This window comes from Sphingomonas sp. Leaf9 (genome assembly GCF_001421355.1).
Classification (GTDB): Bacteria; Pseudomonadota; Alphaproteobacteria; order Sphingomonadales; family Sphingomonadaceae; genus Sphingomonas.
On the sequence record NZ_LMKC01000002.1, the window covers coordinates 199,522 to 225,860 of the forward strand.

The window sequence follows — 26,339 nt, forward strand, 5'->3', positions numbered from 1 at the left end:
ACAACCCACAACGTCACCCCGGACTTGATCCGGGGTCCCGCTTCTTCTTCATCGGCTCCACGCCATCACGGATGTGGAAACTGACGCCCGTCCGCCGCCAGATGCAACGCCATCGTCTTCACATAGGGTGTGCCCGGTTCGGCGGCGGTGGGCGTCGCGGTCGTCGACAGGGCGGCAAGCAGGAGCGTTCGGCGCCTGATCTCCTCCCGTGTCCGGAGGCAGCGTGGCCGGGAAATCCGCACGGTGGAAATCGCTTTCCTACACCGGATCGGGCTGTCAGGGTCGTTCCGCTTTTTGACTAACCGATCGCTATTGCGAGCTAACCGCAAATAGCGCACGAAAACGTGGCGAGTGTGAACTTTGTGAACTTTGGCCGGAAAAGCCTTTGTTTTCTGTGGCCGGGCACCGGCGAAGCCGGTGCCGTCGGACGGCGCTTTTGGCGCCGCCGGCCGGACGCGCCTTGAGCCTTGGTCCAGCTATGCTGGACCTTGGTCGGCGCTAGATCGCGCTATTCTTCGCCGCCTGCGTCGCCGGATCGAACATATAATGGTGCCACGCGAACACCGTCGCCGCGCTGCGATGCGGGCGCCATTGTTCGGCGAGGTCCCGGATCTGCTTCTCGCTCGGCCGTTCGGGCAGGCCCAGGATCTTGCCGATCTCGACCTGCACCGCCAGGTCACCCGCCGGCCAGACGTCCAGCCGCCCCTCGGCGAACAACAGGTAGATTTCGGCCGACCACCGCCCGATCCCCTTCACCCGCACCAGCTGCGCGATGGCCTCCTCGTCATCCTCCGGCAGATGGGCGAGGTCGAGCCGCCCGCTCAGCACCTCGTCGGCGAGACTCCGGGCATAGCCGCTCTTCTGCCGCGACAGGCCGGCGGCGCGCAGCTCCTCGTCGGTCTTGGTCGCGATCTGGGCAGGGTCGGCCGCGTCGCCCAGCAACGCCTCCAGCTTCTTCCACACCGCGTCCGCCGCCTTGTAGCTCACCTGCTGTCCGACGATGGTGCGCAGTAGCGTCACATAGCCACGCTCGCGGATGCGCGGTTCGGGATAGCCGGCATAAGCCAGCGCCGCCGCAAAGGCAGGCTCACGCGCGGCCAGCGCATCCAGCGACGTGCGCAGCTGTTCGGCGGAAAGTCCCATGGCGGGTCCTTGAAAAGCGTCGGTCGCCCCGGCATGGGACGGCGAACAGGGAGAAGATCAGATGCCAACGCTTACCGTCGTCGACCGTGCCGGGGAAGAACGAACCGTGGACGCAGAGGTCGGCCTGTCCGTCATGGAAGTGCTGAAGATCAACGGCTTCGACGATATCTTGGCGCTGTGCGGCGGTTGCTGTTCGTGCGCGACCTGCCACGTCCATGTCGATGCGGCCTATCTCGACCGGCTGCCGCCGGTCAGCCCGGACGAGGACGACCTGCTCGATGCTGTCGACGACCGTGACGCGACCTCGCGCCTGTCGTGCCAGCTGCCGGTCAGCGAGGCGCTGGACGGGATGCGGGTGGTGATCGCGAAGGAAGACTGACGCGGCAGCGCAAGCTGGCGCGCAGCCCTTCCAAGCGCGGCCGGCGGGGCAACGCCCCGACCGACGGCATGGGCTTTGCCCATGCCGGTTCGAGGATTACGCCCCCCTCCAGACCCACCCCGTTCGGCTCGAGCAGCTTCGAGCCCGTCGAGAACCCGGCCCCAAACACAACCCGCCATGGGCAAAGCCCATGTCGTCGGTCGGGCTAAAGCCCGCCGTCCGGCACGAGGGATGATGCGAAGCAGCGCGCGCTGCTTCGCATCATCCCTCGTGCACGGCCACCGCATACAGCGCGATCGCCGCGGCATTCGACACGTTCAAACTCTCGATCCGGTCCGAAATCGGCAGCTTGGCGAGGATGTCGCAATGCGCCGCGGTATTCTGCCGCATGCCCTCGCCCTCGGCACCCACGACCAAAGCGACCCGCTTCGGCCCCAGCGCCTGCGCCAGCGTCGTCTCGGTATGGCCGGTCAGCCCGACACGCCAGTACCCGGCATCGCCCAGCTCGACCAGGGCCCGCGACAGGTTCACCACCCGGACCCACGGCACGCTCTCCAGCGCGCCCGATGCCGACCGCGCGACCGTGCCCGATTCGGGCGGCGCGTGCCGGTCCTGCGTGACCACGCCCAGGCAATTGAATGCCGCGGCCGAGCGCAGGATCGCGCCGACATTGTGCGGGTCGGTCACCTGGTCGAGCAACAGGATCGGGCGGTCGTCGTCGCGCCCCTGTTCGATCAGGTCCGCCAGCCAAATGTCCTCCAGCGGATCGGCTTCGATCACGATGCCCTGGTGCGGGGCGTCGGCGGGCACGAGGCGGGCGAGGTCGGCGACTTCGGCAAAGACCACCGGCACGCCCTCGGGCAGGACCAGCTGCGACCCCATTTCGCGCGTGCACCAGATCTTGCGGATCACCCGCTCCGGATTGTCGAGCGCGGCGAAGGCGGCGTGCCGGCCCCAGAAACGGGGGCGTTGCGGCGATGCCTTGCTGGGGCGGTGTCCTTTGCGGGCCATGTCGGTCTTTCGTGTCGTGGGGGTGCGGCCGGGGTCGGCGCAGTCATCGCCGCGTCATAGCCGCGTCGGGTGGCCACGCGCAAATCGGCAACAAAGTTGCAGGCAGGCGTTGACAGCGCCGCGCCGGGACGGCAATGGGCGCCCTCGCTCAAGCGGCTTGCCCGCCTGAGTGGCGGCTGGACAGGTGGCCGAGTGGTTAAAGGCAGCAGACTGTAAATCTGCCCGGGTTTCCCGTACGCTGGTTCGAATCCAGCCCTGTCCACCACCGCCCGCGCAGGTAGCGCGGCGGTGCCCCAGCGGGAGGTGACCATCCCGACCCCCTTCGTCTTCGTTCTGGCCGCGCTCTGCGAGATCGCTGGCTGCTTCGCCTTCTGGGCGTGGTGGCGGCTCGATCGTTCGCCATGGTGGCTGATCCCCGGCATCGCCGCGCTGATCGCCTTCGCCTGGCTCCTCGCGCAGAGCGAGACCGCCGGGGCCGGACGCGCCTATGCGGCCTATGGCGGCGTCTATGTATTGGGCGCGGTGCTATGGGGCTGGGCGGTCGAGGGGATGGTACCCGACCGGTTCGACCTGATCGGCGCTGGCCTGTGCCTCGCCGGCTGCGCCATCATCCTGTTCGGATCGCGATGATGTGGGGTTGGAGCGGGTAGCGGGAATCGAACCCGCGTATTCAGCTTGGAAGGCTGCTGCACTACCATTGTGCTATACCCGCCCACGCGCGTCGGCGTCAGGGCGATGCCCCTGCCACAGCGAAGCGGGATAGGTCAACCGCCTCGTGCAACGCCTTGCTTTCACGGCATGCCGCCCTATTGCTCCGACCACAATATGCCCGGGGGAGGGTGCGATGCTGAACGAAATGGGCGCCGCGATCGGCGATGTGCTGAACCCGCACGGGCCCGCAGTACAGGCGGCGAAGAGCTTTGCGCCGTCCGACTATTCGATCCATTTCTTTTTGCAGCTGGCGGTGATCCTGCTCGCGTGCCGCGTGGTCGGCTGGGCGGGCAAGCGCTTCCTGAACCAGCCGCAGGTGGTGGGGGAAATGATCGCCGGCGTTGTCCTCGGCCCCTCGCTGCTCGGGCTGTTCTTCCCCGATCTGCAGGCGGCGATCTTCCCCAAGGAAACGCGCGGGGTCCTTTATGCCGGCGCGCAGCTGGGCGTGGGCCTCTACATGTTCCTCGTCGGGCTGACGCTCCGGCTCGACCATTTCCAGACCAAGGCGCGCAGCGCGGCGATGGTGTCGGCGGCGGGCATTGCCGTGCCGTTCCTGCTCGCGGTGCTGATCACGCCGCTGCTGCTGAAGGTTCCCGGCCTGTTCGCACCAGGGATTTCAACCGGCAGCGCGACGCTGTTCATGGGCGCCTGCATCGCGCTCACCGCCTTTCCGATGCTGGCGCGGATCATCCACGAACGCGGGCTGGCCGACACGGCGCTCGGCACGCTGTCGCTGACCGCCGGGGCGTTCGACGATGCGGTGTCGTGGTGCGTGCTGGCGATCGTGTTGGCGACGTTCGGCGCGGGGGCGGGCGTCGCCATCCTGGCGATCGGCGGGGCGCTGCTCTACGCCGTCTTCCTGATCCTGTTCGGCAAGCGCTTGCTGGCTCCCCTCGGCCGCGCGGTTGAGGCGCGGGGCGAGATGAGCATGACCGTGTTGTCGATCACGCTGATGCTGTTCTGCCTGTCGGCGTTCTTCATGGACGCGATCGGCATCCACGCGATCTTCGGCGGCTTCATCCTCGGCGTGTTCATGCCGCGCGGGGCTTTCGTCGAGGAACTGAAGCGCAAGGTCGAGCCGCTGGCGGTCGTGCTGCTGCTGCCGATGTTCTTCACCTATTCCGGCCTCAACACGCGGATGGATACGGTCAGCTCGCTGCCGCTGCTCCTGATCGCGCTGGGCGTGCTGGCGGTATCGATCCTTGCCAAATTCGGCGCCTGCTGGGCAGCGGCGCGGTTGGCGGGCGAGGATAACCGCACGGCGCTGGGCATCGGCGCGCTGATGAACTCGCGCGGGCTGATGGAGCTCATCATCATCAATATCGGCCTGCAAAAAGGGATCATCGGCCCGACCCTCTTCGCGATGCTGGTGCTGATGGCGATCGTCACGACCGTCATGGCGACCCCGTTGTTCGAGGCGGTGTACGGCAGGCGGGCACGGGCCAGTGGCGAACTGGGACATGTGCCTGCGTAAACACTGGCGTTCGTACCCCGGACGCCATAAATCGCGCGCACAATGGCAAAGATCACGACTCCGCGCCCGGTTCGCGGCACCCAGGACATTTTCGGCGACTTCGAACGGCGCTTCACCCATGTCGCCGAGACGTTCGAGCGCGTCCGCCGGCTGTACTGCTTCAACCGGGTCGAAGTGCCGGTGTTCGAATCGACCGCCGTCTTCGCCCGCTCGCTGGGCGAGACGACCGATGTCGTGTCGAAGGAAATGTATTCGTTCGAGGACCGCGGCGGCGATTCGCTGACGCTGCGCCCCGAATTCACCGCCGGCATCGCCCGCGCGTTCCTGACCGAAGGCTGGCAGCAGCACGCCCCGCTGAAGCTCGCGACCCATGGCCCCGTGTTCCGCTACGAACGCCCGCAAAAGGGCCGCTATCGCCAGTTCCACCAGATCGACGCCGAAGTGATCGGCGCGGCCGAGCCGATGGCCGATGTCGAATTGCTGGCAATGGCCGATCAGCTGCTCAAGGAACTGGGCATTTCGGATGGCGTGACGCTGCAGCTCAACACGCTGGGCGATGCCGAGACGCGCGACGCATGGCGCGCCGCACTGGTCGAGCATTTCGAAGCGCATCGTGGCGATCTGTCGGAGGACAGCCTCAAGCGGCTCGACAAGAACCCGATGCGCATCCTCGATTCGAAGGACCCGCGCGACCGGCCGATCGCCGACAGCGCGCCGGGGATCGACGGGTTCCTGACGCCGGAAGCGGCGGACTTCTTCGCGGCGGTCACGTCCGGGCTGGATGCGGCGGGGGTTGCGTGGACCCGCAACGACCGGCTGGTGCGTGGGCTCGACTATTACCGCCACACTGCGTTCGAGTTCGTTACCGACCGGCTGGGCGCGCAGGGGACCGTGCTAGCCGGCGGACGCTATGACGGCCTGATCGAGAGCCTAGGTGGCCCTGCGACGCCGGGCGTCGGTTGGGCGGCAGGGATCGAGCGGCTGGCGATGCTGCTTGAGGAGCCGGAGGCACCCCGTGCCGCCGTTTGTGTAATCCCGCGTGAGGGTGGGGCGGATGCTGCCGCGATGACGCTGTTGCAGGACCTGCGCGCCGCTGGCGCGGTTGCCGACATGGCCTATCGCGGCAATCTCAAGCGGCGCATGGCGAAGGCCGATACGCAGGGTGCGTCGATGGTTGCGCTGGTCGGAGCGGATGGCGGCGTCACTGCCAAGCTGCTGGCGACCGGTCGACAGATCGACGTGACTGCCGAGGACCGCGAGGCGTTTCTGCACGCCGCCACCCTGTATTCGTCGGGCGTTGCCGATGGCGATGTCGAGGGCGATTCGGTGCTAGAGGAATTGATCGGCGAATGGCGCCAGGGTCTCTGGCAGGCATCGGATAGCGAATGACCATAGCCCCCGAACGCATCGCCCAGATCGAGGCGCGGCGCGACGAACTGGCGGCGCAGATGGCGACCGGCGACCTGCCCGGCGACCGCTTCGTCGCGGTGTCGAAGGAATATGCCGAGCTGGAGCCAGTCGCGCAGGCGGCGGGTGAGGTGCGGCGGCTGCGCGCGGAGAGCGAGAGCCTGTCGTTCATGACGCAGGACGCCGATGACGACCTGCGGCAGATGGCGGTCGAGGAACTCCACGCCAATCGCCAGCAGCTCGAAGCGGCTGAACGCGCGCTGTCGCTCGCGCTCCTTCCACGCGACGCGGCGGACGAGCGCGCCGCGATGCTCGAAATCCGCGCCGGCACCGGCGGCGATGAAGCGGCGCTGTTCGCGGGCGACCTGTTCCGCATGTACCAGCGCTATGCCGACAATCGCGGCTGGCGGGTCGAGCTGATCTCGGCATCGGTGTCGGACGCGGGCGGCTACAAGGAAGTCGTCGCCAGCGTCACCGGCGCAGGCGTGTTCGCGCGATTGAAGTTCGAAAGCGGCGTCCACCGCGTGCAGCGCGTGCCGGCCACCGAGAGCGGCGGGCGCATCCACACCAGCGCCGCGACCGTCGCCGTCCTGCCCGAAGCCGAGGATGTCGACGTCCAGATCGACGACAAGGACCTGCGCATCGACGTCTATCGTTCGTCCGGCCCCGGCGGCCAGTCGGTCAACACGACCGATTCGGCGGTGCGCATCACCCACCTTCCCACCGGCCTCGTCGTGATCCAGCAGGACGAAAAGTCGCAGCACAAGAACAAGGCGAAGGCGCTGAAGGTCCTGCGCACCCGCCTGTACGAAGCCGAACGGCAGCGGCTGGCCGACGAGCGCGCCGGCACCCGCCGCTCGATGGTCGGGTCGGGCGATCGGTCGGAGCGCATCCGCACCTATAATTTCCCGCAGGGGCGGGTGACCGACCACCGCATCAACCTGACGCTCCACCGCCTGCCCGAAATCCTGGAAGGCGAGATGGAGGAACTGATCGGCGCGCTGATCGCGCAGGACGAGGCGGAGCGGCTGGCGACGCTGGATGGGTGAGACGACGCTGCGTCGAGCACTGGTCGCGGCGACGGCGCGGATCGCCACCGTCTCCGACTCTCCCCGCCTCGACGCCGAACTGCTCGCCGCCCATACGCTTGGCTGCACGCGCGAGGCGATGCTGCTGGCGCGGTTGGACGATCCGGTACCGCCGGACTTCGACGCTCTGGTGGAACGCCGGCTGACCCATGAACCGGTCGCCTATATCACCGGCAGCCGCGCGTTCTGGACGATCGATCTGCTGGTAGGCCCCGGCGTGCTGGTGCCGCGTGCCGACAGCGAGACGCTGATCGAGGCGGCAGTGCAGCATTTCGCCGGGCGTCCGCTGCAACGCGTTCTCGACCTCGGCACCGGGCCGGGTACGTTGCTGCTCGCCGCGCTGGACGAGTGGCACGACGCGACCGGGCTGGGCGTCGATGCCTCGGGCGTCGCACTCGACTATGCCCGGCGCAACGGCGAAGCGCTGGGGATGACCGGGCGCGTGACGTGGATGGAGGGCGACTGGACGGCGGGCATCGATGGCCGCTTCGACCTGATCCTCGCCAACCCGCCCTATATCGGCACCGACGAGGCGTTGCCGCGCGAGGTCGTCGGCCATGAGCCGGCCGGAGCGCTGTTCGCCGGGGCGGACGGGCTGGACGACTATCGCCGGATCATCCCCGAACTGCCGCGACTGCTGGCGCCGAACGGGATCGCCGCAATCGAGATCGGCCATGCGCAGGGCGATGCGGTGATGGCGCTGGTGCGGGACGCCGGTCTGCCCGCGCGGCTGGTCCGCGATCTGGGCGACCGGGCGCGCTGTGTCGTGGCCGGTTGACGACACGAACCGCGACCCCATCTTTCCGCTTGGAGAACCCCGATGCACCCGCTAAGACCGGCAGCGGGGCAGGCACCATCGACCAAGGCGTCGATTGCGGGGCGTGGCTCCTTCCATCGTCATGTGAACCACTGTCGTCCGGTGGTCATGGCAGGCGGACGGTGCCCGTGCATCGTTTCGCGAAGTGGCTCGCACCCGGGATCGCGAGATCGACGGACAGGTAAGGACAGGACAACCAACCCTTGATGAACAATCGTCAGCCCGGCCGCCGTCGCGGTCGCGGTGGTCAGCGCCAGCCGGGAAGCGGCGGCGGCGGCAATCCGCGTGATAACGGCAACCGTATCGACAATCGCGCGCGCGGCAACGCGGCGCAGTTGCTCGAAAAGTACAAGAACCTCGCCGCCGACGCCCAGCGCGCCGGCGACCGGGTGAACACCGAATATTACCTTCAGTTCGCCGATCATTATTTCCGCGTGCTCGAAGCCGGGCGTTCGCGGGTCGAGGAACAGCGTCGCAGCCGCGACGAGTTCGACGGCAATGACGAGGATGATTTCGACGGCGACGGCGACAATGGCGCCGAAACCGGTGGCCAGGATCGCGGCAACCGCGATGATCGCGGTCAGCAGCGGGACCAGCGCGAGGATCGCGGCAATCGCGACGATCGTCAGCCCCGTGCCCAGCGCGACTATCGCGACGACCGGGCCCCGCGCGAAGAGCGTCAGCCGCGTGAGGAACGCCAGGCGCGTGAAGAGCGTCAGCCACGTGAGGAACGCCAGGCGCGCGACGATCGCGGCCCGCGCGAAGATCGCCCGCAGCGCGAGGAACGGCCCCAGCGCGAGCGTCTGCGCCGCGATGGCGGGCGCACCACCGCCCCGGCCAATGACGGCGCGGAACTGCGCGGCGTAGAGGGCGATTTCGGCACGCAGCAGAACGTCGCTGCCGAAATCGCGCCCGAGGTTGCGGCCGAGGCGAAGCCCGTCCGCCGCCGCACGACGCGCGCCCGCGTCGAGGCAGTCGTCGCCGAGCCGGCCGAGGTCGCACCGTCGATCGAGGCCGATCGCCTGCCGCCGTCGCTGTCGGCGAACGACGATGGTGCGGAGCGTCCGCGCCGCCGCCGCCGCGTCCGTGCCGACGAGGAAGAGGCCGTGCCGCCCGCCGCCTGATCGGGCGACGAAGGCAAGGAACAGGGGCCGGTATCGCCAAGTGCGATGCCGGCCCTCTTCGTGTGAGGTTGGTGACGAAGCCTGCGCTGTCAATTCACCCCTTCGTCACCCCGGACCTGATCCGGCGTCCCGCTTTTTCGTCAGTCGGGAAGGAAGAAGCGGGACCCCGGGTCAAGCCCGGGGTGACGGGGGAGGTGGTGCCCTTAATTCCGAACGGCACCGGATTGTCGAGCGAGCCGCCCTTCGTCCTTCACCCCGCCACGAACTGTTCGGCGGTGAGCGCGTACAGCCCGGCCGCGCCGGTCATCGCCGCCATGCCCAGCCCGCGTGCCTCGGGCACGATCCGGTCGAGATAGAAGGCGACCGCCGCCCGCTTGCGCGCGACGAAATCGGGATCGTCGATCTGGTCCAGCGCACGGCCTTGCCGTTCCAGCAACCAGCCGCAGGTGCAGGTGGCGAGCATCGTCAGGAACGGATAGCTGCCTGCCAGCCGGTCATCGACATCGGCCTCCAGCATCCAGCGCGCGACCGCGCGGGTGTCGTTCAACAGGTCGCGCAGCGCCGCATGGCCAACCTCGCTATCCATGTCGGCAAACAGCGACTCGACGCCCGCGCCGCCATCGCCCACCAGCTTGCGCCCGACCAGATCGGCGGCCTGGATGCCGTTGGTCCCTTCATAGATCGGGGTGATCCGCGCATCGCGATAATACTGGGCGGCGCCGGTTTCCTCGACATAGCCCATGCCGCCATGGACCTGCACGCCAAAACTCGCGACCTCGCAGCCGATGTCGGTGCCATGCGCCTTGGCGAGCGGGGTCACGAGGTCGAGTCGCGCCTTCGCGCCGTCGATGCCCAGCGTCGCGCGATCGACCTGCCCGGCGGCGTAATAGACCAGCGCGCGCGCCGCCATGGTCTGCGCAGTCATGCGCAGCAGCATGCGGCGGACATCGGGATGTTCGATGATCGCCACCGGCGCACCGCCGGTCGAGGCGCGGGGCGACTGGATACGGTCGCGGGCATAGGCGACGGCGCGCTGCGTCGCGGCCTCCGCCACCTGCACCCCCTGCAGCCCGACATTCAGGCGGGCATTGTTCATCATCGTGAACATGGCGCGCATGCCGCCGCCCTCTGCCCCGATCAGTTCGCCGATACAGTCGCCGTTATCGCCGAACGAAAGGACACAGGTGGGCGAGGCGTGCAGCCCCATCTTGTGTTCGATCGACACGACGCGGACGTCGTTCGCCTTGCCGGGATTGCCGTCCGCATCCAGCCGGTATTTGGGGACGAGGAACAGCGAAATCCCCCTGGTCCCCGCCGGCGCGCCGGGCGTGCGGGCAAGGACGAGGTGGACGATATTGTCGGCCATGTCGTGATCGCCGAACGAGATATAGATCTTCGTGCCCCTGATCCGCCAACTGCCGTCGCCGACCGGTTCGGCACGGGTGGTCAGCGCACCGACGTCCGACCCGGCCTGCGGCTCGGTCAGGTTCATCGTGCCGGTCCATTCACCGGTCGCGAGTTTGGGCAGGTAGCGCGCCTGCTGTTCGGGGCTGCCATGATGGGTCAGCGCCTCGATCGCGCCGACGGTCAGCGTGGGGGCAAGCGCGAAGCCCAGATCGGCGGTGCCCAGCGTCTCCAGCACGGCGGTCGCCACTGCGAAGGGCAGCGCCTGTCCGCCATATTCGGCGGGCGATCCGATCGTGCCCCAGCCGCCGGCGACATAGGCCTGATAGGCGGCACGATAGCCATCGGGCATCACCACGCCATCGGGGGTCCAGCGTGCGCCGACCGTATCGCCCTTGCGCGCCAGTGGCCGCCATTCGCCGGCGGCGAAATCGCCGACCCCGGTCAGGATCGCGTCGAGCAGGTCGGGGGTCGCATCGGCGAAGCGCGGGGCGTCGGCGATCGTTTCGATACCGGCAGCATGGGTCAGCACGAAACGCTGTTCTGCGGTGATGGGGGTCAGGTCCATTTGCCCTCTCTCGATCCTTGGTTTTTGGCGGTATAGGCACCGAACCATGACCGCTTCAAACGCTTCGATCACCACCGTTTCCTTACCCTACGGCACGGCGGGCATCGCGGCGGCGGCGGCGGTTATCGCGGACGGGGGATGCGTCGCGGTGCCGACCGAGACGGTCTATGGCCTCGCCGCCGACGCGACCGATTCGCGCGCGGTCGCCGGCATCTATGCGGCCAAGGGGCGGCCCGGATTCAACCCGTTGATCGTCCATGTGCCCGATCGCGCGGCGGCGGGGGCGCTGGCGATCTTCGACGCCGCCGCCGAGGCGCTGGCCGGGGCGTTCTGGCCGGGGCCGCTGACGCTGGTGCTGCCGATGCGGGAGGGGGCGGGCATCGCGTCGCTGGTGACGGCGGGGCTGCTGACGATCGCGATCCGGGTGCCGGCCCATGATGCGATGCAGGCGCTGCTGGCCGCGACCGGCCGGCCGCTGGCCGCACCGTCGGCCAATGCCAGCGGGTCGATCAGCCCGACGCGTGCCGACCATGTGCTGCGCAGCCTCGACGGGCGCATCCCGATGGTGATCGACGCCGGGCCGACGGCGTGCGGGATCGAATCGACGATCATCGCCTGTATCGACGGGCAGGTGCGCGAACTGCGCCCCGGCCCGATCCCGCGCGGGGCGGTGGCCGAGCTGCTGGGCATCGCGGTCGGCGGGGCCGGGCCGGGGATCGAGGCGCCGGGGCAACTGGCCAGCCATTATGCGCCGTCCAAGCCGGTGCGCCTGAACGCGACCCACCGGCAGGCGGGCGAATGGCTGATCGGGTTCGGGCCGGTGCAGGGCGACGATACGCTGTCGGCGCAGGGCGATGCGGTGGAGGCGGCGGCGCGGCTGTTCGATGCGCTGCACGTTGCCGATGCTGCCGATGCTGTGCGGATCGCGGTCGCGCCGGTGCCCGATCACGGGCTGGGCGCGGCGATCAACGACCGGCTGCGCCGCGCGGCGGTGCCCGCCTGATCGCTTGCCAAGCCACGGGCGGGCGGTCATTTTTTCCGCTTTCAGGCTACGCGACGTTAACCCATGCTCCAGTACGGTACGTTTCGTACCAAGGGAGGGTCGGGTGAGCGGATCGGACGAGATTGATTTCGACAAGCGCCTGGCGGCGTTCGACTATGACGAGCGCAGCTATGGCGCGTTCCCGATGGTTCGGCGCGCGATCGAACGCCATGCGCCCGCCGCACTGAACGCGCTGTATCGCCACATCGCCAACACGGCGTCGATTCGGGGGATGTTCGCGTCGCAGGCGCGGATGGACCATGCCCGCGACAAGCAGCTGGAGCATTGGCGCAAGCTGTTCTCTGGCCCGATCGACCGCGACTATGCCGCCGCCGCGACCAATATCGGGAACGTCCATGCGCGCATCGGGCTGGCGCCGACCTGGTATATCAGCGGCTATGCCCGGATGTTGCAGCATGTCCTGCCCCGGCTGGTGCTGGGGCGGTTCGGATTGCCCTTCGGTGCCCGCAGGCGCGCGCGGGCGGCGACCGCGCTGGTCAAGGCGTCGCTGATCGACATGGACATCGCGCTGGCCGCCTATTTCACCGCCGAACAGGCCGGGCGGCGCGCGGTAATCGAACGCTGCGGCGCGGCGTTCGAACGGATGGCGCAGGGCGACCTGACCGTCTCGCTCGACGGGCTTCCCACCGAATACCAGGCGCTGGCCGATAGTTTCGAAGCGATGCGGGTGCAGATGTGCGCGACGCTGGGCATGGTCACCCGCTCGGGCGAGCAGATCCGCATCGGATCAGGCAATATCCGCCATGCCTCCGACGACCTGTCCCAGCGCACCGAGCAGCAGGCGGCAAGCCTTGAGGAAACGGCCGCCGCGATGGACCAGATCACCAGCACGGTGCGCCAGACCGCCGATGGCGCGTCGCGCGCCGACCGGATCGTCGGCGAGGCCCGCAGCGAGGCGGAGGAATCGGGCCGCATCGTGCGGCAGGCGGTCGACGCGATGGGCGGTATCCAGCGGTCATCGGCCGAGATCAGCGAGATCATCAGCGTGATCGACGGCATCGCGTTCCAGACGAACCTGCTGGCGCTGAACGCCGGCGTGGAGGCGGCGCGGGCGGGTGATGCGGGCAAGGGCTTTGCCGTCGTCGCATCCGAAGTCCGCGCGCTGGCGCAGCGTTCGGCCGATGCGGCGAAGGACGTGAAGGTCAAGATTACCGCTTCGTCGGATCAGGTCGATGCCGGGGTCGATCTGGTCAATGCCACGGGGCAGGCGCTGCAGCGGATCATCGGCCGGATCGGCGAAATCAGCGAGCTGGTATCGGGCATCGCGACGTCGGCGGCGCAGCAGTCAATCGGGCTGCAACAGGTCAATACCGCCGTGTCCGAGATGGACAATGTAACCCAGCGCAACGCGGCGATGGTCGAGGAAGCGACCGCCGCCGCGCGCATCCTGGCGCAGGAGGCCGAGGTGCTGGCTGCCGAGGTCGCGCGGTTCCGGCTGGAGGGCGCAGGGGCGGTGAACGAGGTGCATCGGTTGCAGCAGCGCCTCGCGGTGGCGTGATCGGCGGCGGGTGCGAAGGACCCGTGATCGCGCCGCGCCCATTTGTCGCCTTCCTGCGTTCGCAACGGTCTGACGCCTCGTAAACGCCTTGCGCCCCGGCGGCGTGCGTGCTTGGGATCGCACGGGATCGGGAAGGGGTTATGGCCAGCCGCGCAACCAGGGGACAGGTCGATGCCGACGTGACGGACGCGCGCTGGCTGGACGACTATCGCGCGCGGGCGCCGCGCGGCGATATGCTGTGTGAAGCGATCGGGCTCGACCGCGCGGCGTGGGAGGCGGCGTTCGACGAACTGGCGGGCGTCCCCGACACGCTGGCGGGTGCCCGCGAACGGGCGCAGCGCCATGCCGACGATATTGGCACCGCCTACCGCGCTGCCGGTGAGAAGGAGGAGCGCCGTTGGCCACTATCGCCGGTCCCGCTGCTGATCGGGGCCGAGGAATGGCGCGGCATCGCCGAGGGGATGGCGGAGCGCGCCGAGCTGTTCGAGCGGATCATCGGCGACATTCACGGCGAACAGCAGCTGGTGGCCGAGGGCGTGTTGCCGGCGATGCTGGTGACCGGATCGCCATTGTTCCTGCGCCCGATGGTCGGGCTGACGCCGCCGGGCGGGCATCAACTCCACTTCGTCGCGGCCGACCTGTGCCGGGGGCCGGACGGGCGCTGGCGGGTGCTGGCCGATCATCTGCGCGTGCCGGTCGGGGCGGGCTATGCGCTCGAAAACCGGCTGGCGATGGGGCGGACGCTGGGCGGACTGCCGTCGCGGGTGAATGTCGAACGCCACGCGCCGTTCTTTGCCGCGATGCGTGCCGGTATTGCCGCTGCGTGCCGCCGCGCCGAACCGCGCATCGGGCTGCTGACCTCGGGCAAGCTCAACCCGAGCTATCCCGAGCAGGCGCATCTGGCGCGCTATCTGGGATTCCTGCTGGTCGAGGGCGCGGACCTCGCGGTGCGGGACGATCAGGTCTATGTTCGCACCATTGCCGGCCTCAAGCGGATCGACGCATTGTGGCGGCGGATCGATCCGCGGCTGATCGACCCGCTGGCGTTCGATGCCAATTCGACGATCGGCGTGCCGGGCCTGGTCGATGCGATGGCGGCGGGCAATGTCGTGATCGCCAATGCGCCGGGTGTGGGCGTGCTCGAATCGCCGGCCTTCGCCGCGTTCCTGCCGGCGCTGGGCGAGCGGTTGCTGGGCCGCGCGCCGGCGCTGTCGTCGATCGGTACGTGGTGGTGCGGCGATCCGGCGGCACGGGCGCAGGTATTGGCGTCGCTCGACCAGTTGGTGATCGGTCCCGCCTTTGCCGGGCCGGCGATCGCCGGGCTGCCCGACGGTGCGGTGCTGGGCGCGTCGCTGGACGATGCGGCGCGCGAACGGTTGGTCGCCGCCATGGCGCTGCGCCCGCAGGATTATGTCGGACAGGAGGTCGCCGAACTGTCGACCATGCCGACCGCCTGTGGCGAAGGGCTGTTGCCGCGGCCCTTTTCGCTCCGGGTCTTTGCCGCGCGGGGTGGCGACGGGCGCTGGGTCGTGCTGCCCGGCGGGTTCGTGCGGATCGGCGACCAGCCCGATGCGCGCGCGGCGGTGATGGGCGAGGGGTCGTGGTCGGCGGACGTCATCGTCCATGGCCCCGATCCGGTCGAGCCGGTGTCGCTGCTGCAACCGACCGACAGCGTGGAGCTGCGCCGCAATCCCGGCACGCTGCCCAGCCGGGTCGCCGACAACATGTTCTGGCTGGGCCGGTATCTGGAGCGGGGCGAGGCGCTGCTGGGCGTCATCCGCGTGCTGTTCGGCCATTCGATCTCGGCCGATACCGGCGCGGCGCTGGCGCCGGCGACGGTCGAGCGGCTGGTGACGATCATCGCCGATACCGGTGCTGCCCCGCGCCCACCCAGCCACCGCCGCCGCGACCTGGTCGATTTCGCGCGCGAAGCGATGGAGTCGGTCGACGGCTGGGGCAGCGTGCGCGCGGTCAACCGGCTGGCGACCGGTATCGGCGGCGTGTCGCGCGACCGGTTGTCGGCGGACATGGTGCGGCTGCTGGATGCGCCGCATCCGACCGGGGGCACGCTGCTCGACCGGGCGGGGACGTTGCAACGCCGCTATGCCGCGCTCGCCGGGCTGTCGGCCGAACATATGGGGCGAACCGATGCGTGGCGGTTCCACGATCTGGGCCGGCGGATCGAACGCGCGCTGGCGATGACGCGGACCTTGCTGGCGGTCGACCTGCGCCGCGCCAATGCCGAGGACCTGTCGACGCTGCTCGATCTGGCCGACAGCCAGATCAGCTATCGTCAGCGTTACCTGATCGGTTTTGCGCGGGTGCCGGTGATCGACCTGATCGCGCTCGACCCCGGCAATCCGCGCGGCATCGCGTTTCAGGTGGAGACGATCGTCGAGCATCTGTCGAAACTGCCGGTGCTGAACGATGCCGGCATCGCCGAACCGCAACAGCGCATCGCCGCGCGCCTGACCGCCGGCATCGCGATGGCATCGGCGGAACGGGTCGATCGCGGCTGGGTATTGGAGATCAACCAGCAGTTGCAGAAGCTGTCCGATGCGATCGCCACCCGCTATTTCCTGCAGGGTGCGCAGGCGCTGCGTGAAGCCGGGCTGACGCTGGCATGATGCGCTATGCCATCCGCCACATCACCCGCTTCGATTACGAAGAAGCGGCCGGGTTCGCGCGCTGCAACCTCAGGCTGCGGCCGATCCTGTGGTCGGGACAGACGCTGGAGGACTATGCGCTGCTGGTCGAACCGGGCGGCCATACCCACCCGGCGCGGGCGCAGGCAGGGTTGGCGAACGTCACCCGGCTGGTCGTCGAACGACCGGAAAAGACGCTGACGATCGAGAGTCGCGCGACGGTCAGCGTGGATCGGCCGATCCCGTTCCCGTCGCCGTCCGACCCGACACTGGCCGATATTCGCAGCCTGGTGGCGAACGTCGCCGATGCCGGCCCGGCCAGCCCGGTCAGCTACCTCTTCCCCTCCGCCCATGTGCCGATCGTGCCCGAGATCGCGGCATGGTGTGCCGAGGACCTGGCCGACGATCGCGGTATCCTCGACGCGGCGATCGCGCTGGCCCGGCGTATCCAGCGCGACTTCGCCTTCGATCCGACCGCGACGCTGGTTGACACGCCGCCCGCCGAAGCTTTCGCCAAGCGCGGCGGGGTGTGTCAGGATTTCGCGCAGATCATGCTGTCGGGGCTGCGCGGCGCGGGGCTGCCCGCCGCCTATTGCTCGGGCTATCTGCGCACCCTGCCGCCGCCGGGGCAGGAGCGGCTGGTGGGCGCCGATGCGACTCATGCGTGGGTGCTGGTGTGGGCCGGTCCCATATTGGGATGGGTCGGCGTCGATCCGACCAACGGCATCTGGATGGCCGAGGATCATGTCGTGATGGCGATCGGCCGCGACTATGCCGATATCGCCCCGATCGATGGGGTGGTGCTGGGCTCGGGCGCGCAGACGATGCACGTCTCTGTCGATGTGGAGCCGTTGCCAGTCGGTTGATCGCTTCCCCCGTCCAACCCGGATTGACGAATCCATAAGGGTTGGGGGATAAGAACAAACCATGAACTTAGAGTCGCCCACCCTGTCCGCGCTGAAGCGGCAAGTCGCCGCCATGGAGCGGCGTGCGCCGGTGGGCGAGGCGGTGCGGGTGGCGACCGGGCATGGCGATATCGACGCCGCGCTGGGCGGTGGCCTGGCGCGCGGGCGGCTGCACGAGATTTTCGCGGGCGAAGCGGGCGATGCCGGCAGCGCGACCGGCTTTGCGGGGATGCTGTCGATTCGGCTGGGCGGCGGTATCGTGTGGCTGCGCGAGGAGGCGGCGGTGCGCGGGGGCGGGCATTTGCACGCACCGGGGCTGGTCGAGATCGGCGTCGATCCCGCGCGGCTGCTGCTCGGCTTCCTGCCCGATCCACTGTCGGTGCTACGCGCCGCCGCCGATGTGGTGCGCTGTGCCGGAGTCGGGGTGGCGGTGATCGAACTGCATGGCGATCCCCGACCGCTCGACCTGACCGCCAGTCGTCGCCTAGCGCTGGCGGCGGAGGAAAGCGGGGTGACGGCGCTGTTGCTGCGCATTGCTGCTACTCCGGTGGCGAGTGCCGCCGATACCCGCTGGGCGGTGCGGTCCTGCGCCTCGCAACCGCTGCCGGCCAATGCGCCGGGGCATCCGACCTTCGACATCGAATTATTGCGTCAGCGCGGCCGGGGTGCCGATGGTCGCTGGCAAGTGGAGTGGAACCGTGAGCAAGCCGTCTTCACCAGCCCGGCCCAGCGGCCGACGCCATCTGGCGCTGTGGTGGCCGTTCCTGCCCACCGACCGGTTGCGATCCCAATCCCCCTGCGTCGTGCCGGATGATGCGCCGTTCGTCTGTGTCGAAACGGTGCGCGGCGCCCTGCGCATTGCATCGGTCGACCGCCACGCGGCGGACAAGGGGCTGGCACCCGGCATGGCGCTGGCCGATGCGCGGGCGCAGTTGCCCGATCTGGTCGCGGTCGATTCCGATCCGTTTGCCGATCATGGCTGGCTGGAGCGAATTGCCGACGCCTGCGACCGGTTCACGCCGCTGGTCGCGCTGGACGGGGGCGACGGGGTGACGCTGGACATTACCGGCTGCGCGCACCTGTTCGGCGGCGAAGGCGCGCTGGTCGCCGAGGTCGAGGCGCGGCTGGCGCGGTTCGGGATGCTGCGCCACGCACTGGCCGATACGCCCGATGCCGCACAGGCGCTGGCCCGGTTCCAGAGTGCCCCTGCGGCGAGCGAGGCGGCGGCGATCCGGCGGCTGGGGGTCGCGGCGCTCAGGCTGGACGACGAGATCGCGGTCGCGCTGCGCCGCGCGGGGCTGCGCACCATCGGCGATCTGGCGAGCCGCCCGACCGCGCCGATCGCGGCGCGCTTTGGTAAGGAGACGGTGGCGGCACTGGCGCGGCTGCTGGGTGATGCCGACCAGCGGTTGCGGCCGCGCCGGGCGCTGCCGGCGTTGTTCTTCGAACGGCGTTTCGCCGAACCGATCGCGCGCGACGGCGACGTGCTGGCAACGATTGGCGAGCTGGCGGCGGAGGCGGAGGCCGAACTGACCGCGCGGGATCGGGGTGGGCGGCGCTTTGCGGTGCGACTGTACCGTGCCGATGGGGCGCTGCGCGATCTGGCGGTGGAAAGCGGGCTGCCTTTACGCGATCCGCCGTCGATCCTGCGGCTGTTCCGCGAACGGATCGATGCGCTGGCCGATCCGATCGATCCCGGCTTTGGTTTCGACATGATCCGCATGAGCGTCCCCGCGCTCGAACCGCTCGCCCCCACGCAGTTACAGCTGGAGGGCGGGGCGGTCAGCGAAGAGGCGATGGCAGCGCTGGTCGATCGCCTCAGCACGCGGCTGGGGCGCGGGCGGATCGCGCGGGTCGCGCCGGGCGACAGCCACCTGCCCGAACAGGGGATGCTGACGATCGACGCGATCGACGCGCCGGTGCCGACCGGCTGGGACGTGCCGGAGGCGGGCGAGCCGCCGCTGCGCCCGATCCACCTGTTCGACCCGCCGCAGCAGATCGAGGTGATGGCCGAGGTGCCCGATGGCCCGCCGCACCGCTTTCGCTGGCGCCGGGTGCTGCACGACGTGATCCGCTTCGAAGGGCCGGAGCGGATCGCCGCGCAGTGGTGGCGGCGGGGCCAGGCGAAGGTCAGGACGCGGGATTACTACCGGGTCGAGGATGTGCGCGGGCGGCGTTACTGGATCTTTCGGCACGGGTTGTATGATCGCGAGACGCCGGACCCGATGTGGTATGTGCATGGGGTGTTCGCGTGAGGGGATGGCCTGCCGCCCTTCGTCATTCCCGCGCAGGCGGCGTGGTGGGCGGGGCGCGTCGGTGAGATGGCCTTTGCCGAACTGATCGCCGCGACGCATTTCTCGTTCCTGCGCGGGGCGTCGCCGCCGTGCGACATGGTGGCACAGGCAAACGCGCTGGGGATGGCCGGGATCGGCATCGCCGACCGCAATACCGTGGCGGGTGTGGTGCAGGCGTTTCTGGCGCTGAAGAAGGCGAACGAGGGGCTGGTCGAGCAGGGATTGCCGCCCAACGACTTCGATCTGGTCGTCGGTGCGCGGCTGGTGTTTGCCGATGGTACGCCGGACATCGTCGCCTATCCGGTCGACCGTGCGGCATGGGGCCGGCTGACGCGGCTGCTGACCAAAGGTAACCGGCGGGCGAGGAAGGGCGACTGTCACCTCGAGCTGACCGATCTGCTTGCATGGCAGGAGGGGCTGCTGCTGATCGTCACCGCGCCCGATGCGGCGCTGCTGGCGCGGCTCGGCGATGTCTGTCCGGGGCGGGTGTGGCTGGCGGCGGCGATGCCGCGTGGCGGGCGGGATCGGCGGCGACTGGCGGCAAGGATGGCGCTGGCGAGAGCCGTCGGTGTGCCGCTGCTGGCGACCAACGATGCGCTCTATGCGACGCATGAACAGCGCTCGCTGCACGACGTGCTCACTTGCATTCGCGAGGGGACGACGATCGCCGCTGCCGGCCGCAAGCTGGCAGCGAATGCCGAGCGGCATCTGAAGGACCCGTTGGAGATGGCACGGCTGTTCCGCGATTGCCCGGAGGCTGTCGACGAAAGCGTGCGGCTGCTGAAGCGGATCGAGTTTCGCCTGACCGACCTGAAATACGAATATCCGCATGAGCCGGTGCCGGATGGGTGGGAGGCGCAGGACTGGCTGGAGCATCTGACGCTGACCGCCGCGCAGGATCGCTATGGTCCCGACCTGCCGGTCGAGGTGCGGCGGCGGCTGGACGAGGAGTTCGCGCTGATCCGTAGCAAGAACTACGCCCATTATTTCCTGACGGTCCACGATCTGGTCCGGTTCGCGCGCACCTGCGACCCGCCGATATTGTGCCAGGGGCGTGGGTCGGCGGCCAATTCGATCGTGTGTTTCCTGTTGGGCGTCACCTCGGTCGATCCGAGCGAGCATGACCTGCTGTTCTCGCGCTTCGTGTCCGAACAGCGGGGCGAGCCGCCCGACATCGACGTCGATTTCGAACATGAACGGCGCGAGGAGGTGATCCAGTATATTTACGCCCGCTATACCCGCGAGCGCGCCGGCATCGCGGCGACCGTCATCCATTATCGTCCGCGCAGCGCGGTGGCGGAGGTCGGCAAGGTGCTGGGCCTGACCCGTGACGTGACGCAGCGGCTGGGCAGTACCGTGTGGGGCAGCTTCGCGGGCGATATGGAGGCACGGCGCTATACCAGTGCCGGGTTCGACCTCGACAATCCGGAGATCGCCCAGCTGCGCGATCTGGTCGACCAGATCCTGAAATTCCCCCGCCATCTGTCGCAGCATGTCGGCGGGTTCGTGCTGACGCAGGGGCGGCTGGACGAGATGGTGCCGATCCATAACGGCGCGATGGAAGGGCGGACTTTCATCGAATGGGACAAGGACGATATCGACGCGCTGGGGCTGATGAAGGTCGATGTGCTGGCGCTCGGCATGCTGACCTGTATCCGCAAGGCGTTCGACCTGCTGCGCCACCATGGCCTTGGCGACCACGACCTGACCGTCGACCTGAAGGCCGATGACAAGGCGGTATACGAGATGCTGCACAAGGGCGACAGCATCGGCGTGTTCCAGGTGGAAAGCCGGGCGCAGATGAACATGCTGCCGCGTCTGAAGCCCGAGAATCTCTACGACCTGTCGGTGCAGGTCGCGATCGTGCGGCCGGGGCCGATCGAGGGGGACATGGTGCACCCTTATCTGCGGCGGCGGGCGAAGCAGGAGATCGTCACCTATCCCTCGCCCAAGCCACCGCATGACCCCGATGAACTCAGGACGCTGCTCAGCCGAACATATGGTGTGCCGTTGTTTCAGGAACAGGTGATGAAGCTGGCGATCGTCGCCGCCGGTTTCACGCCGGGCGAAGCAAACAAGCTGCGCAAGGCGATGGCGACGTTCCGCAATCCCGGCACGATCCAGGAACTGCGCGACAAGCTGGTCACCGGCATGACGGCGCGGGGTTACGAACCCGACTTCGCCGAGCGTTGCTTTCGCCAGATCGAGGGGTTCGGCAGCTATGGCTTTCCCGAGAGCCACGCGCTGTCGTTCGCGCGGCTGGTCTATGTGTCTTCCATGATAAAATGCCACTACCCAGCGGTGTTCGCCTGCGCGCTGCTCAATTCGCAGCCGATGGGGTTCTACGCTCCGGCGCAGATCGTCCGTGATGCGCGCGATCATGGTGTCGCGGTGCGCGGGATCGATGTGAATGTCAGCGCATGGGACAATGTGCTGGAGAGCTGCCTGCGCTCGACCGCAGAAGGCGAAGCGGGACCCCGGATCAAGTCCGGGGTGACGAAGGAACAGGGCTCGCTCGCGCTCCGGCTGGGCTTTCGGCAGATGGACGGGTTTCGCGAGCGTTGGGCCGAGGCGATCGTCGCCGCGCGCCCCTTTGCCAGCGTCGAGGAACTGGCGCGGCGCGCGCGGTTGCCGCAGCGGGCGCTACGGCTGCTGGCCGATGCCGATGCGTTCCGCTCGATCGGGCGCGACCGGCGCGAGGCGTTGTGGGAGGTGCGGCGCACGCCCGATGCCGAACTGCCGCTGTTCGCCCATGCCCGCGCCGCCGAGCTGGGCGCGGAGCCGGACATGGCGCTGCCGACGATGCCCGAGGTCGAGCATGTCGTGACCGATTACCAGACGCTGCGGCTGTCGTTGCAGGGCCACCCCATGCAGTTCCTGCGCGACCGGCTGACACGGATGGGGGTGGCGAGCTGTGCCGACATCATGGCGGCGAAGGCGGGGGCGAAGGTGACCGCCGCCGGCCTGGTCCTTGTCCGCCAGCGGCCGGGCAAGGGCAATGCGATCTTCGTCACGCTGGAGGACGATACCGGCATCACCAATGTCGTGCTGTGGGCGCGGCTGTTCGAGGCGTATCGGCGCGAGGTGATGGGCGCGCGGCTGATGCTGGTCGAGGGGGAGGTGCAGCGCACCCGTGAGGGCATCGTTCACCTGATGGGCGCGCGGGTGCGCGATCGCAGCGACCTGCTCGACACGCTGGGCGAGGCGAGCGTGCAGGAATCGGAGGTCGTTCGCCCGATGGCATCGCGCCACCCGCGCGACGTGCGGCTGGTGCCCAAGTCGCGCGATTTCCACTGACATCCCCCTTGGCTGGGGCGTAGGACAGCACTTAGGACTCTTTCGTCACCCCGGACTTGATCCGGGGGCCCGCTTACTCACGAGCGTGGCAGAAGAAGCGGGACCCCGGATCAAGTCCGGGGTGACGATGAAGGCGGTGTCGACGTCGATCGCCGCAGGGGGAGGGTCGCCATGGACGGGTTGCTGCTGTTCGTCGTCGCGATCGGCTATGCCGCGCTGCTGTTCGCGGTGGCGTGGATCGTGCGGCGGCGCGGCATCGCGGCGGGGCAGCGGCGGGCGGTCTATACGCTGGGTCTGGCGGTCTATTGCAGCAGCTGGACCTTCAACGGCGCGGTCGGCAGCGCGGTGGCGGATGGCTGGGCGTATCTGCCGATCTATCTGGGGCCGATCCTGTTGTTCGTCGGCGGGCGGCGGTTGCTGGTGCGGCTGGTGGCGGCGGTGCAGGCCGATGGCGCGACGTCGATCGCCGACTTCATCGGCGGGCGGTTTTCGCGCAGCCGGGGGGTGGCGGCGCTGGTCACGTTGATCGCGCTGACCGGTACCGTGCCCTATGTCGCGCTGCAGTTGCGGTCGGTCGCGACCAGCTATGGCGCGCTGTCGGGCATGACCGATGCCACGCGGCCGATGATCGTCACCGCGATCGTGCTGGCCGGGTTTGCCGTCGCGTTCGGCACGCGCGGCGATGCGCGCGAGCGGGCCGATGGCGGGTTGCTGGCGGCGGTGGCGGTGGAGTCGCTCATCAAGCTGGCCGCCTTTGCCGCGGTCGCGCTGTTCGCGCTGTGGCTGGTGGCGGGGGCGGCGCCGGCGGATCGGGCCGCCGGGCTGACGCGGCTGGCAAGCGGCCTCGCCCGGCCGCCGGCGATCGGCGATTTCGCCATCGCGACGCTGCTGGCGATGGCGGCGATGCTGTGCCTGCCGCGCCAGTTCCATGTGACGGTGATCGCGGCACACGACCCGCAGGACCCGGCGCGGGCACGCTGGCCGTTCGTCGCCTATCTGGCGCTGACCGCACTGCTGGTCGTGCCGATCACCTGGGGCGCGCTGGTGCAGGGGGGCGTGACGCGGCCCGACCTGTTGGTCATCGCCATGCCGCTGGCGGCGGGTGCGCCGGCGATCGCGCTGCTGGGGTTCGTCGGCGGGTTTTCGGCGGCGACGGCGATGGTGGTGATGGAGACGGTCGCGCTGGCGACGATGGTGTCGAACGACCTGATCGCGCCGCTGTTGCTGCGCAGCCCGCGCATGGCCGCCGCCGCGCATGTCGGGCGGACTTTGCTATGGGTGCGGCGGGCGGTGATCGTCGGCATCGTCGGGGTGGCGTTGCTGAGTGCGCTGCTGATCCCGACGACGCGGGCGTTGGCGACGATCGGGCTGGTCGCCTTTACGGCAATGGCGCAGTTCGCCCCGGCGCTGGTGCTGGCGGTGCTGGGCGGCGGGCGCGATCCGATGGCGGCGAAGGCGGGGCTGGCCACCGGCCTGTGTGGATGGACGTTGCTGCTGTTCGTGCCGACGCTCAGCGGTGCGCCGCTGCCGATCCCAGCGATGCCGGGCATGGGCGCGGTCGCGACGGCGGCGGTGGTGACGCTGGCTGCGAACCTGATCGTCCATGCGATCGTCGCCATGTCGCGCGCGCCGCGCCTGCCGTTCGTGCGCGACGACCGGGTGCCGCCGGTGCGCGACCTGTCCGAGCTGACCCAGCTGGTCGCGCGGTTCGTGGGCGAGGAGCGCGCCGCCGCCGAACTGGGGAGCGGCACCCATATCGACGCCCGTGCGGCACGCCGGGCCGAGCGGCTGGTGGCGCAGGCGGTGGGGGTGTCGTCGGCACGGCGGCTGGTCGCATCGGCATTGTCGGGGGAGGGGCTGGGCGCCGAGGATGTCGCCCGGATGCTGGATGAGAGCGGGCAGAGCCTGCAATTTTCCAAGGGGCTGCTGGCCGCGACGCTGGAGCATATCGATCCGGGGGTCAGCGTGGTCGATGCCGAGCTGAACCTGGTCGCATGGAATCAGCGGTACCTCGACCTGTTCGGCTTTCCGGCCGGCATGATCCGGGTCGGCGCGCCGATCGCCGATGCGATCGCGTTCAATGCGCTGCGCGGCGATTGCGGGCCGGGCGAGGTCGAAGACCATGTGCGGCGGCGGCTGGCGCATATGCGGCGGGGGACGCGGCACAGTTTCGAGCGCGTCCGCAGCGATGGGCGGGTGCTGAAGACGGTCGGCGGGCCGATGCCGGGCGGCGGCTATGTCATGTGCTTTTCGGACATTACCGCCGAGGCGCAGGCCCTGCGTGCGGTAGAGACGGCGCGGGCCGAGCTGGAGCGCAGGGTCGAGGCGCGGACGCGGGCGCTGTCGGATGCGAACGCGGCGCTGGCGCGGGCGACGGCGGACAAGACCCGATTCCTGGCCGCTGCCAGCCACGACCTGTTGCAGCCGCTCCATGCCGCGCGGCTGTTCACCGCCGCGCTGGCGCGTGGGGCGGATGATCGGGCGAAGCCGCTGGTCGAGCGGATCGACCAGTCGATCGCGGCGGCGGACCAGCTGCTGCGCGCGCTGCTCGACATTTCCAAGCTGGATGCCGGGGGGATCGTGCCGGTGCCGACGCGCTTCGGGTCACGCGACCTGCTGGCCGAGCTAGTCGACAGTTTCGCCGATCAGGCGCGGGCGAAGGGGCTGACGTTGCGGTTGGGGCCGGGGGATGCGGTGGTGGCGACCGACCGGGTGCTGCTGCGCTCGATCGTGCAGAATTTGCTCGGCAATGCGGTGCGCTACACGGCGCGGGGCGGGGTGGTGATCGGCGTGCGGCGGCGTGGGGGCCAGGCACGGATCGAGGTGGTCGATAGCGGGCCGGGCATTGCCGATACCGACCGGGCGCGGGTGTTTCGCGAGTTCGAACGGCTGGCGACGGCGGAGGATGCCGGGCTGGGCCTCGGCCTTGCCATCGTCGCGCGGACGGCGGCGTTGCTGGGCGCGCAGGTCGATCTCGACAGCCGGGTCGGGCGGGGGAGCCGCTTTGCGGTGACGCTGCCGATGGTCGAGGGCGTGGTGGCGCCGGTGCCACAGCGCGTGGCGGCGCGGGAGGTTGGGCCGTTGTCGTGCCTGATCGTCGATGACGATGCCGGGGTGCGGCGGGCGATGGCGGCGCTGGCGGTGAGCCGGGGGCACCAGGTGCGGGTGGCGGCTTGCGTCGAGGAGGCGTTGTCGGCGGTGACCGAGGACGTTGCGTTCGTCGATCACGATCTGGGCGGGACGGTCGATGGGCTGGCGCTGATCGCGGCGCTGCGGGTGCAGAAGCCGGGGCTGCGCGTGGCGCTGGTGACGGCGGATGCCAGCCGGACGCTGGCCGAGGCGGCGCAGGTTGCGGGGGTGGCGGTGTTGTTGAAGCCGTTATCGGGTGAGGTGTTCGACGGGTGGCTGGCCGCGCCGGGCAAGCAGTAGCGCAGCTACGGCGAGCCTGAAGACGCGGCCGGCCGGCGGCGCGGTGAGCGCCGTCCGACGGCATGGGCTTTGCCCATGGCGT

At 69.2% G+C, this 26,339-nt stretch carries 18 protein-coding genes and 2 tRNA genes; 16 read left to right on the forward strand and 4 right to left on the reverse strand.

What is annotated here, in order from left to right; translation table 11 throughout:
• Window positions 1-498: 498 nt before the first annotated feature.
• Window positions 499-1,143 (reverse strand): DNA-3-methyladenine glycosylase family protein, encoded by a 645-nt coding sequence (locus tag ASE58_RS05075; RefSeq protein ID WP_055818462.1) that lies wholly within the window; start codon window positions 1,141-1,143, stop codon window positions 499-501.
• A gap of 61 nt (window positions 1,144-1,204) precedes the next feature.
• Here ASE58_RS05075 and ASE58_RS05080 point away from each other — a divergent pair, with 61 nt between their 5' ends.
• Entirely contained in the window at window positions 1,205-1,522 is a 318-nt protein-coding gene (locus ASE58_RS05080) for a 2Fe-2S iron-sulfur cluster-binding protein (protein ID WP_055818463.1), read from the forward strand.
• Between the two features lie 261 nt (window positions 1,523-1,783).
• Here the strand turns inward: ASE58_RS05080 and rlmB are convergent, their stop codons facing one another.
• The gene (gene rlmB, locus ASE58_RS05085; protein ID WP_055818465.1) at window positions 1,784-2,533 is read right to left on the reverse strand and encodes a 23S rRNA (guanosine(2251)-2'-O)-methyltransferase RlmB; all 750 of its coding nucleotides are present in this window, start codon (window positions 2,531-2,533) and stop codon (window positions 1,784-1,786) included.
• Between the two features lie 178 nt (window positions 2,534-2,711).
• On the opposite strand from rlmB, the gene ASE58_RS05090 reads away from it, so the two are divergent.
• Together ASE58_RS05090 and ASE58_RS05095 are read left to right on the forward strand one after the other, a co-directional pair.
• A tRNA-Tyr gene (locus ASE58_RS05090) sits at window positions 2,712-2,798 on the forward strand.
• 44 nt (window positions 2,799-2,842) lie between these two features.
• Window positions 2,843-3,163: a YnfA family protein gene (locus ASE58_RS05095; RefSeq protein WP_055819510.1), complete on the forward strand. Its 321-nt coding sequence runs from the start codon at window positions 2,843-2,845 to the stop codon at window positions 3,161-3,163.
• Between the two features lie 8 nt (window positions 3,164-3,171).
• On the opposite strand, the gene ASE58_RS05100 is transcribed toward ASE58_RS05095, so the two are convergent.
• Window positions 3,172-3,245: transfer RNA gene (locus ASE58_RS05100), tRNA-Gly, on the reverse strand.
• Window positions 3,246-3,377: 132 nt separating this feature from the next.
• Between ASE58_RS05100 and ASE58_RS05105 the strand changes: the two genes are divergently transcribed.
• The 5 genes from ASE58_RS05105 (at window position 3,378) to ASE58_RS05125 (ending at window position 9,154) form a co-directional block, all read left to right on the forward strand.
• Complete coding sequence (locus ASE58_RS05105) at window positions 3,378-4,718, forward strand: cation:proton antiporter (RefSeq protein WP_082467668.1); 1,341 nt, start codon at window positions 3,378-3,380, stop codon at window positions 4,716-4,718.
• Between the two features lie 42 nt (window positions 4,719-4,760).
• The gene (hisS, locus tag ASE58_RS05110; protein WP_082467670.1) at window positions 4,761-6,107 is read left to right on the forward strand and encodes a histidine--tRNA ligase; all 1,347 of its coding nucleotides are present in this window, start codon (window positions 4,761-4,763) and stop codon (window positions 6,105-6,107) included.
• Window positions 6,104-7,174 carry a peptide chain release factor 1 gene (gene prfA / locus ASE58_RS05115; protein WP_055818467.1) on the forward strand — a complete coding sequence of 357 codons (1,071 nt, stop codon included), beginning with the start codon at window positions 6,104-6,106 and terminating at the stop codon, window positions 7,172-7,174. Before hisS ends, prfA begins: the two co-directional genes overlap by 4 nt.
• Window positions 7,167-7,991, forward strand: coding sequence for a peptide chain release factor N(5)-glutamine methyltransferase (gene prmC / locus ASE58_RS05120; protein ID WP_055818469.1), 825 nt, complete (start codon window positions 7,167-7,169; stop codon window positions 7,989-7,991). Before prfA ends, prmC begins: the two co-directional genes overlap by 8 nt.
• 245 nt (window positions 7,992-8,236) lie before the next feature.
• Entirely contained in the window at window positions 8,237-9,154 is a 918-nt protein-coding gene (locus ASE58_RS05125) for a DUF4167 domain-containing protein (RefSeq protein WP_055818471.1), read from the forward strand.
• A 250-nt stretch (window positions 9,155-9,404) separates the two neighbouring features.
• Here the strand turns inward: ASE58_RS05125 and ASE58_RS05130 are convergent, their stop codons facing one another.
• On the reverse strand, window positions 9,405-11,126 hold the full coding sequence (locus ASE58_RS05130; protein ID WP_055818473.1) for an acyl-CoA dehydrogenase: 1,722 nt from the start codon (window positions 11,124-11,126) through the stop codon (window positions 9,405-9,407).
• A gap of 46 nt (window positions 11,127-11,172) precedes the next feature.
• Between ASE58_RS05130 and ASE58_RS05135 the strand changes: the two genes are divergently transcribed.
• From ASE58_RS05135 to ASE58_RS05170, 8 genes are all read left to right on the forward strand, one after another.
• Window positions 11,173-12,129 (forward strand): L-threonylcarbamoyladenylate synthase, encoded by a 957-nt coding sequence (locus tag ASE58_RS05135; RefSeq protein WP_055818475.1) that lies wholly within the window; start codon window positions 11,173-11,175, stop codon window positions 12,127-12,129.
• 103 nt (window positions 12,130-12,232) lie between these two features.
• A complete protein-coding gene (locus ASE58_RS05140; RefSeq protein WP_055818478.1) occupies window positions 12,233-13,687 on the forward strand; it encodes a globin-coupled sensor protein in 1,455 nt (484 codons plus the stop codon).
• 140 nt (window positions 13,688-13,827) lie between these two features.
• Window positions 13,828-16,314: a circularly permuted type 2 ATP-grasp protein gene (locus ASE58_RS05145; RefSeq protein ID WP_055818480.1), complete on the forward strand. Its 2,487-nt coding sequence runs from the start codon at window positions 13,828-13,830 to the stop codon at window positions 16,312-16,314.
• Window positions 16,314-17,198 (forward strand): transglutaminase family protein, encoded by an 885-nt coding sequence (locus ASE58_RS05150; RefSeq protein ID WP_055818482.1) that lies wholly within the window; start codon window positions 16,314-16,316, stop codon window positions 17,196-17,198. The genes ASE58_RS05145 and ASE58_RS05150 overlap by 1 nt, the downstream gene beginning before the upstream one ends.
• A 61-nt stretch (window positions 17,199-17,259) precedes the next feature.
• Window positions 17,260-18,051, forward strand: a complete 792-nt coding sequence (locus ASE58_RS18110) for an ImuA family protein (RefSeq protein ID WP_162233504.1) — start codon at window positions 17,260-17,262, stop codon at window positions 18,049-18,051.
• On the forward strand, window positions 17,936-19,492 hold the full coding sequence (locus ASE58_RS05160) for a Y-family DNA polymerase (protein ID WP_082467673.1): 1,557 nt from the start codon (window positions 17,936-17,938) through the stop codon (window positions 19,490-19,492). Before ASE58_RS18110 ends, ASE58_RS05160 begins: the two co-directional genes overlap by 116 nt.
• 66 nt (window positions 19,493-19,558) lie before the next feature.
• Window positions 19,559-22,828, forward strand: a complete 3,270-nt coding sequence (locus tag ASE58_RS05165; protein WP_055818486.1) for an error-prone DNA polymerase — start codon at window positions 19,559-19,561, stop codon at window positions 22,826-22,828.
• Between the two features lie 171 nt (window positions 22,829-22,999).
• The gene (locus ASE58_RS05170) at window positions 23,000-26,257 is read left to right on the forward strand and encodes a hybrid sensor histidine kinase/response regulator (RefSeq protein WP_055818488.1); all 3,258 of its coding nucleotides are present in this window, start codon (window positions 23,000-23,002) and stop codon (window positions 26,255-26,257) included.
• Window positions 26,258-26,339: the final 82 nt, after the last annotated feature.

Coding starts and splice junctions, on each gene's coding strand:
- ASE58_RS05145 (WP_055818480.1), top strand. CDS start 13,828: ATGGCCAGCCGCGCAACCAGGGGACAGGTCGATGCCGACGTGACGGAC.
- ASE58_RS05170 (WP_055818488.1), top strand. CDS start 23,000: ATGGACGGGTTGCTGCTGTTCGTCGTCGCGATCGGCTATGCCGCGCTG.
- ASE58_RS05135 (WP_055818475.1), top strand. CDS start 11,173: ATGACCGCTTCAAACGCTTCGATCACCACCGTTTCCTTACCCTACGGC.
- prfA (WP_055818467.1), top strand. CDS start 6,104: ATGACCATAGCCCCCGAACGCATCGCCCAGATCGAGGCGCGGCGCGAC.
- ASE58_RS05105 (WP_082467668.1), top strand. CDS start 3,378: ATGCTGAACGAAATGGGCGCCGCGATCGGCGATGTGCTGAACCCGCAC.
- ASE58_RS05075 (WP_055818462.1), bottom strand. CDS start 1,143: ATGGGACTTTCCGCCGAACAGCTGCGCACGTCGCTGGATGCGCTGGCC.
- hisS (WP_082467670.1), top strand. CDS start 4,761: ATGGCAAAGATCACGACTCCGCGCCCGGTTCGCGGCACCCAGGACATT.
- ASE58_RS05125 (WP_055818471.1), top strand. CDS start 8,237: ATGAACAATCGTCAGCCCGGCCGCCGTCGCGGTCGCGGTGGTCAGCGC.
- ASE58_RS05080 (WP_055818463.1), top strand. CDS start 1,205: ATGCCAACGCTTACCGTCGTCGACCGTGCCGGGGAAGAACGAACCGTG.
- ASE58_RS05150 (WP_055818482.1), top strand. CDS start 16,314: ATGCGCTATGCCATCCGCCACATCACCCGCTTCGATTACGAAGAAGCG.
- ASE58_RS05130 (WP_055818473.1), bottom strand. CDS start 11,126: ATGGACCTGACCCCCATCACCGCAGAACAGCGTTTCGTGCTGACCCAT.
- ASE58_RS18110 (WP_162233504.1), top strand. CDS start 17,260: ATGAACTTAGAGTCGCCCACCCTGTCCGCGCTGAAGCGGCAAGTCGCC.
- rlmB (WP_055818465.1), bottom strand. CDS start 2,533: ATGGCCCGCAAAGGACACCGCCCCAGCAAGGCATCGCCGCAACGCCCC.
- ASE58_RS05165 (WP_055818486.1), top strand. CDS start 19,559: ATGGCCTTTGCCGAACTGATCGCCGCGACGCATTTCTCGTTCCTGCGC.
- prmC (WP_055818469.1), top strand. CDS start 7,167: ATGGGTGAGACGACGCTGCGTCGAGCACTGGTCGCGGCGACGGCGCGG.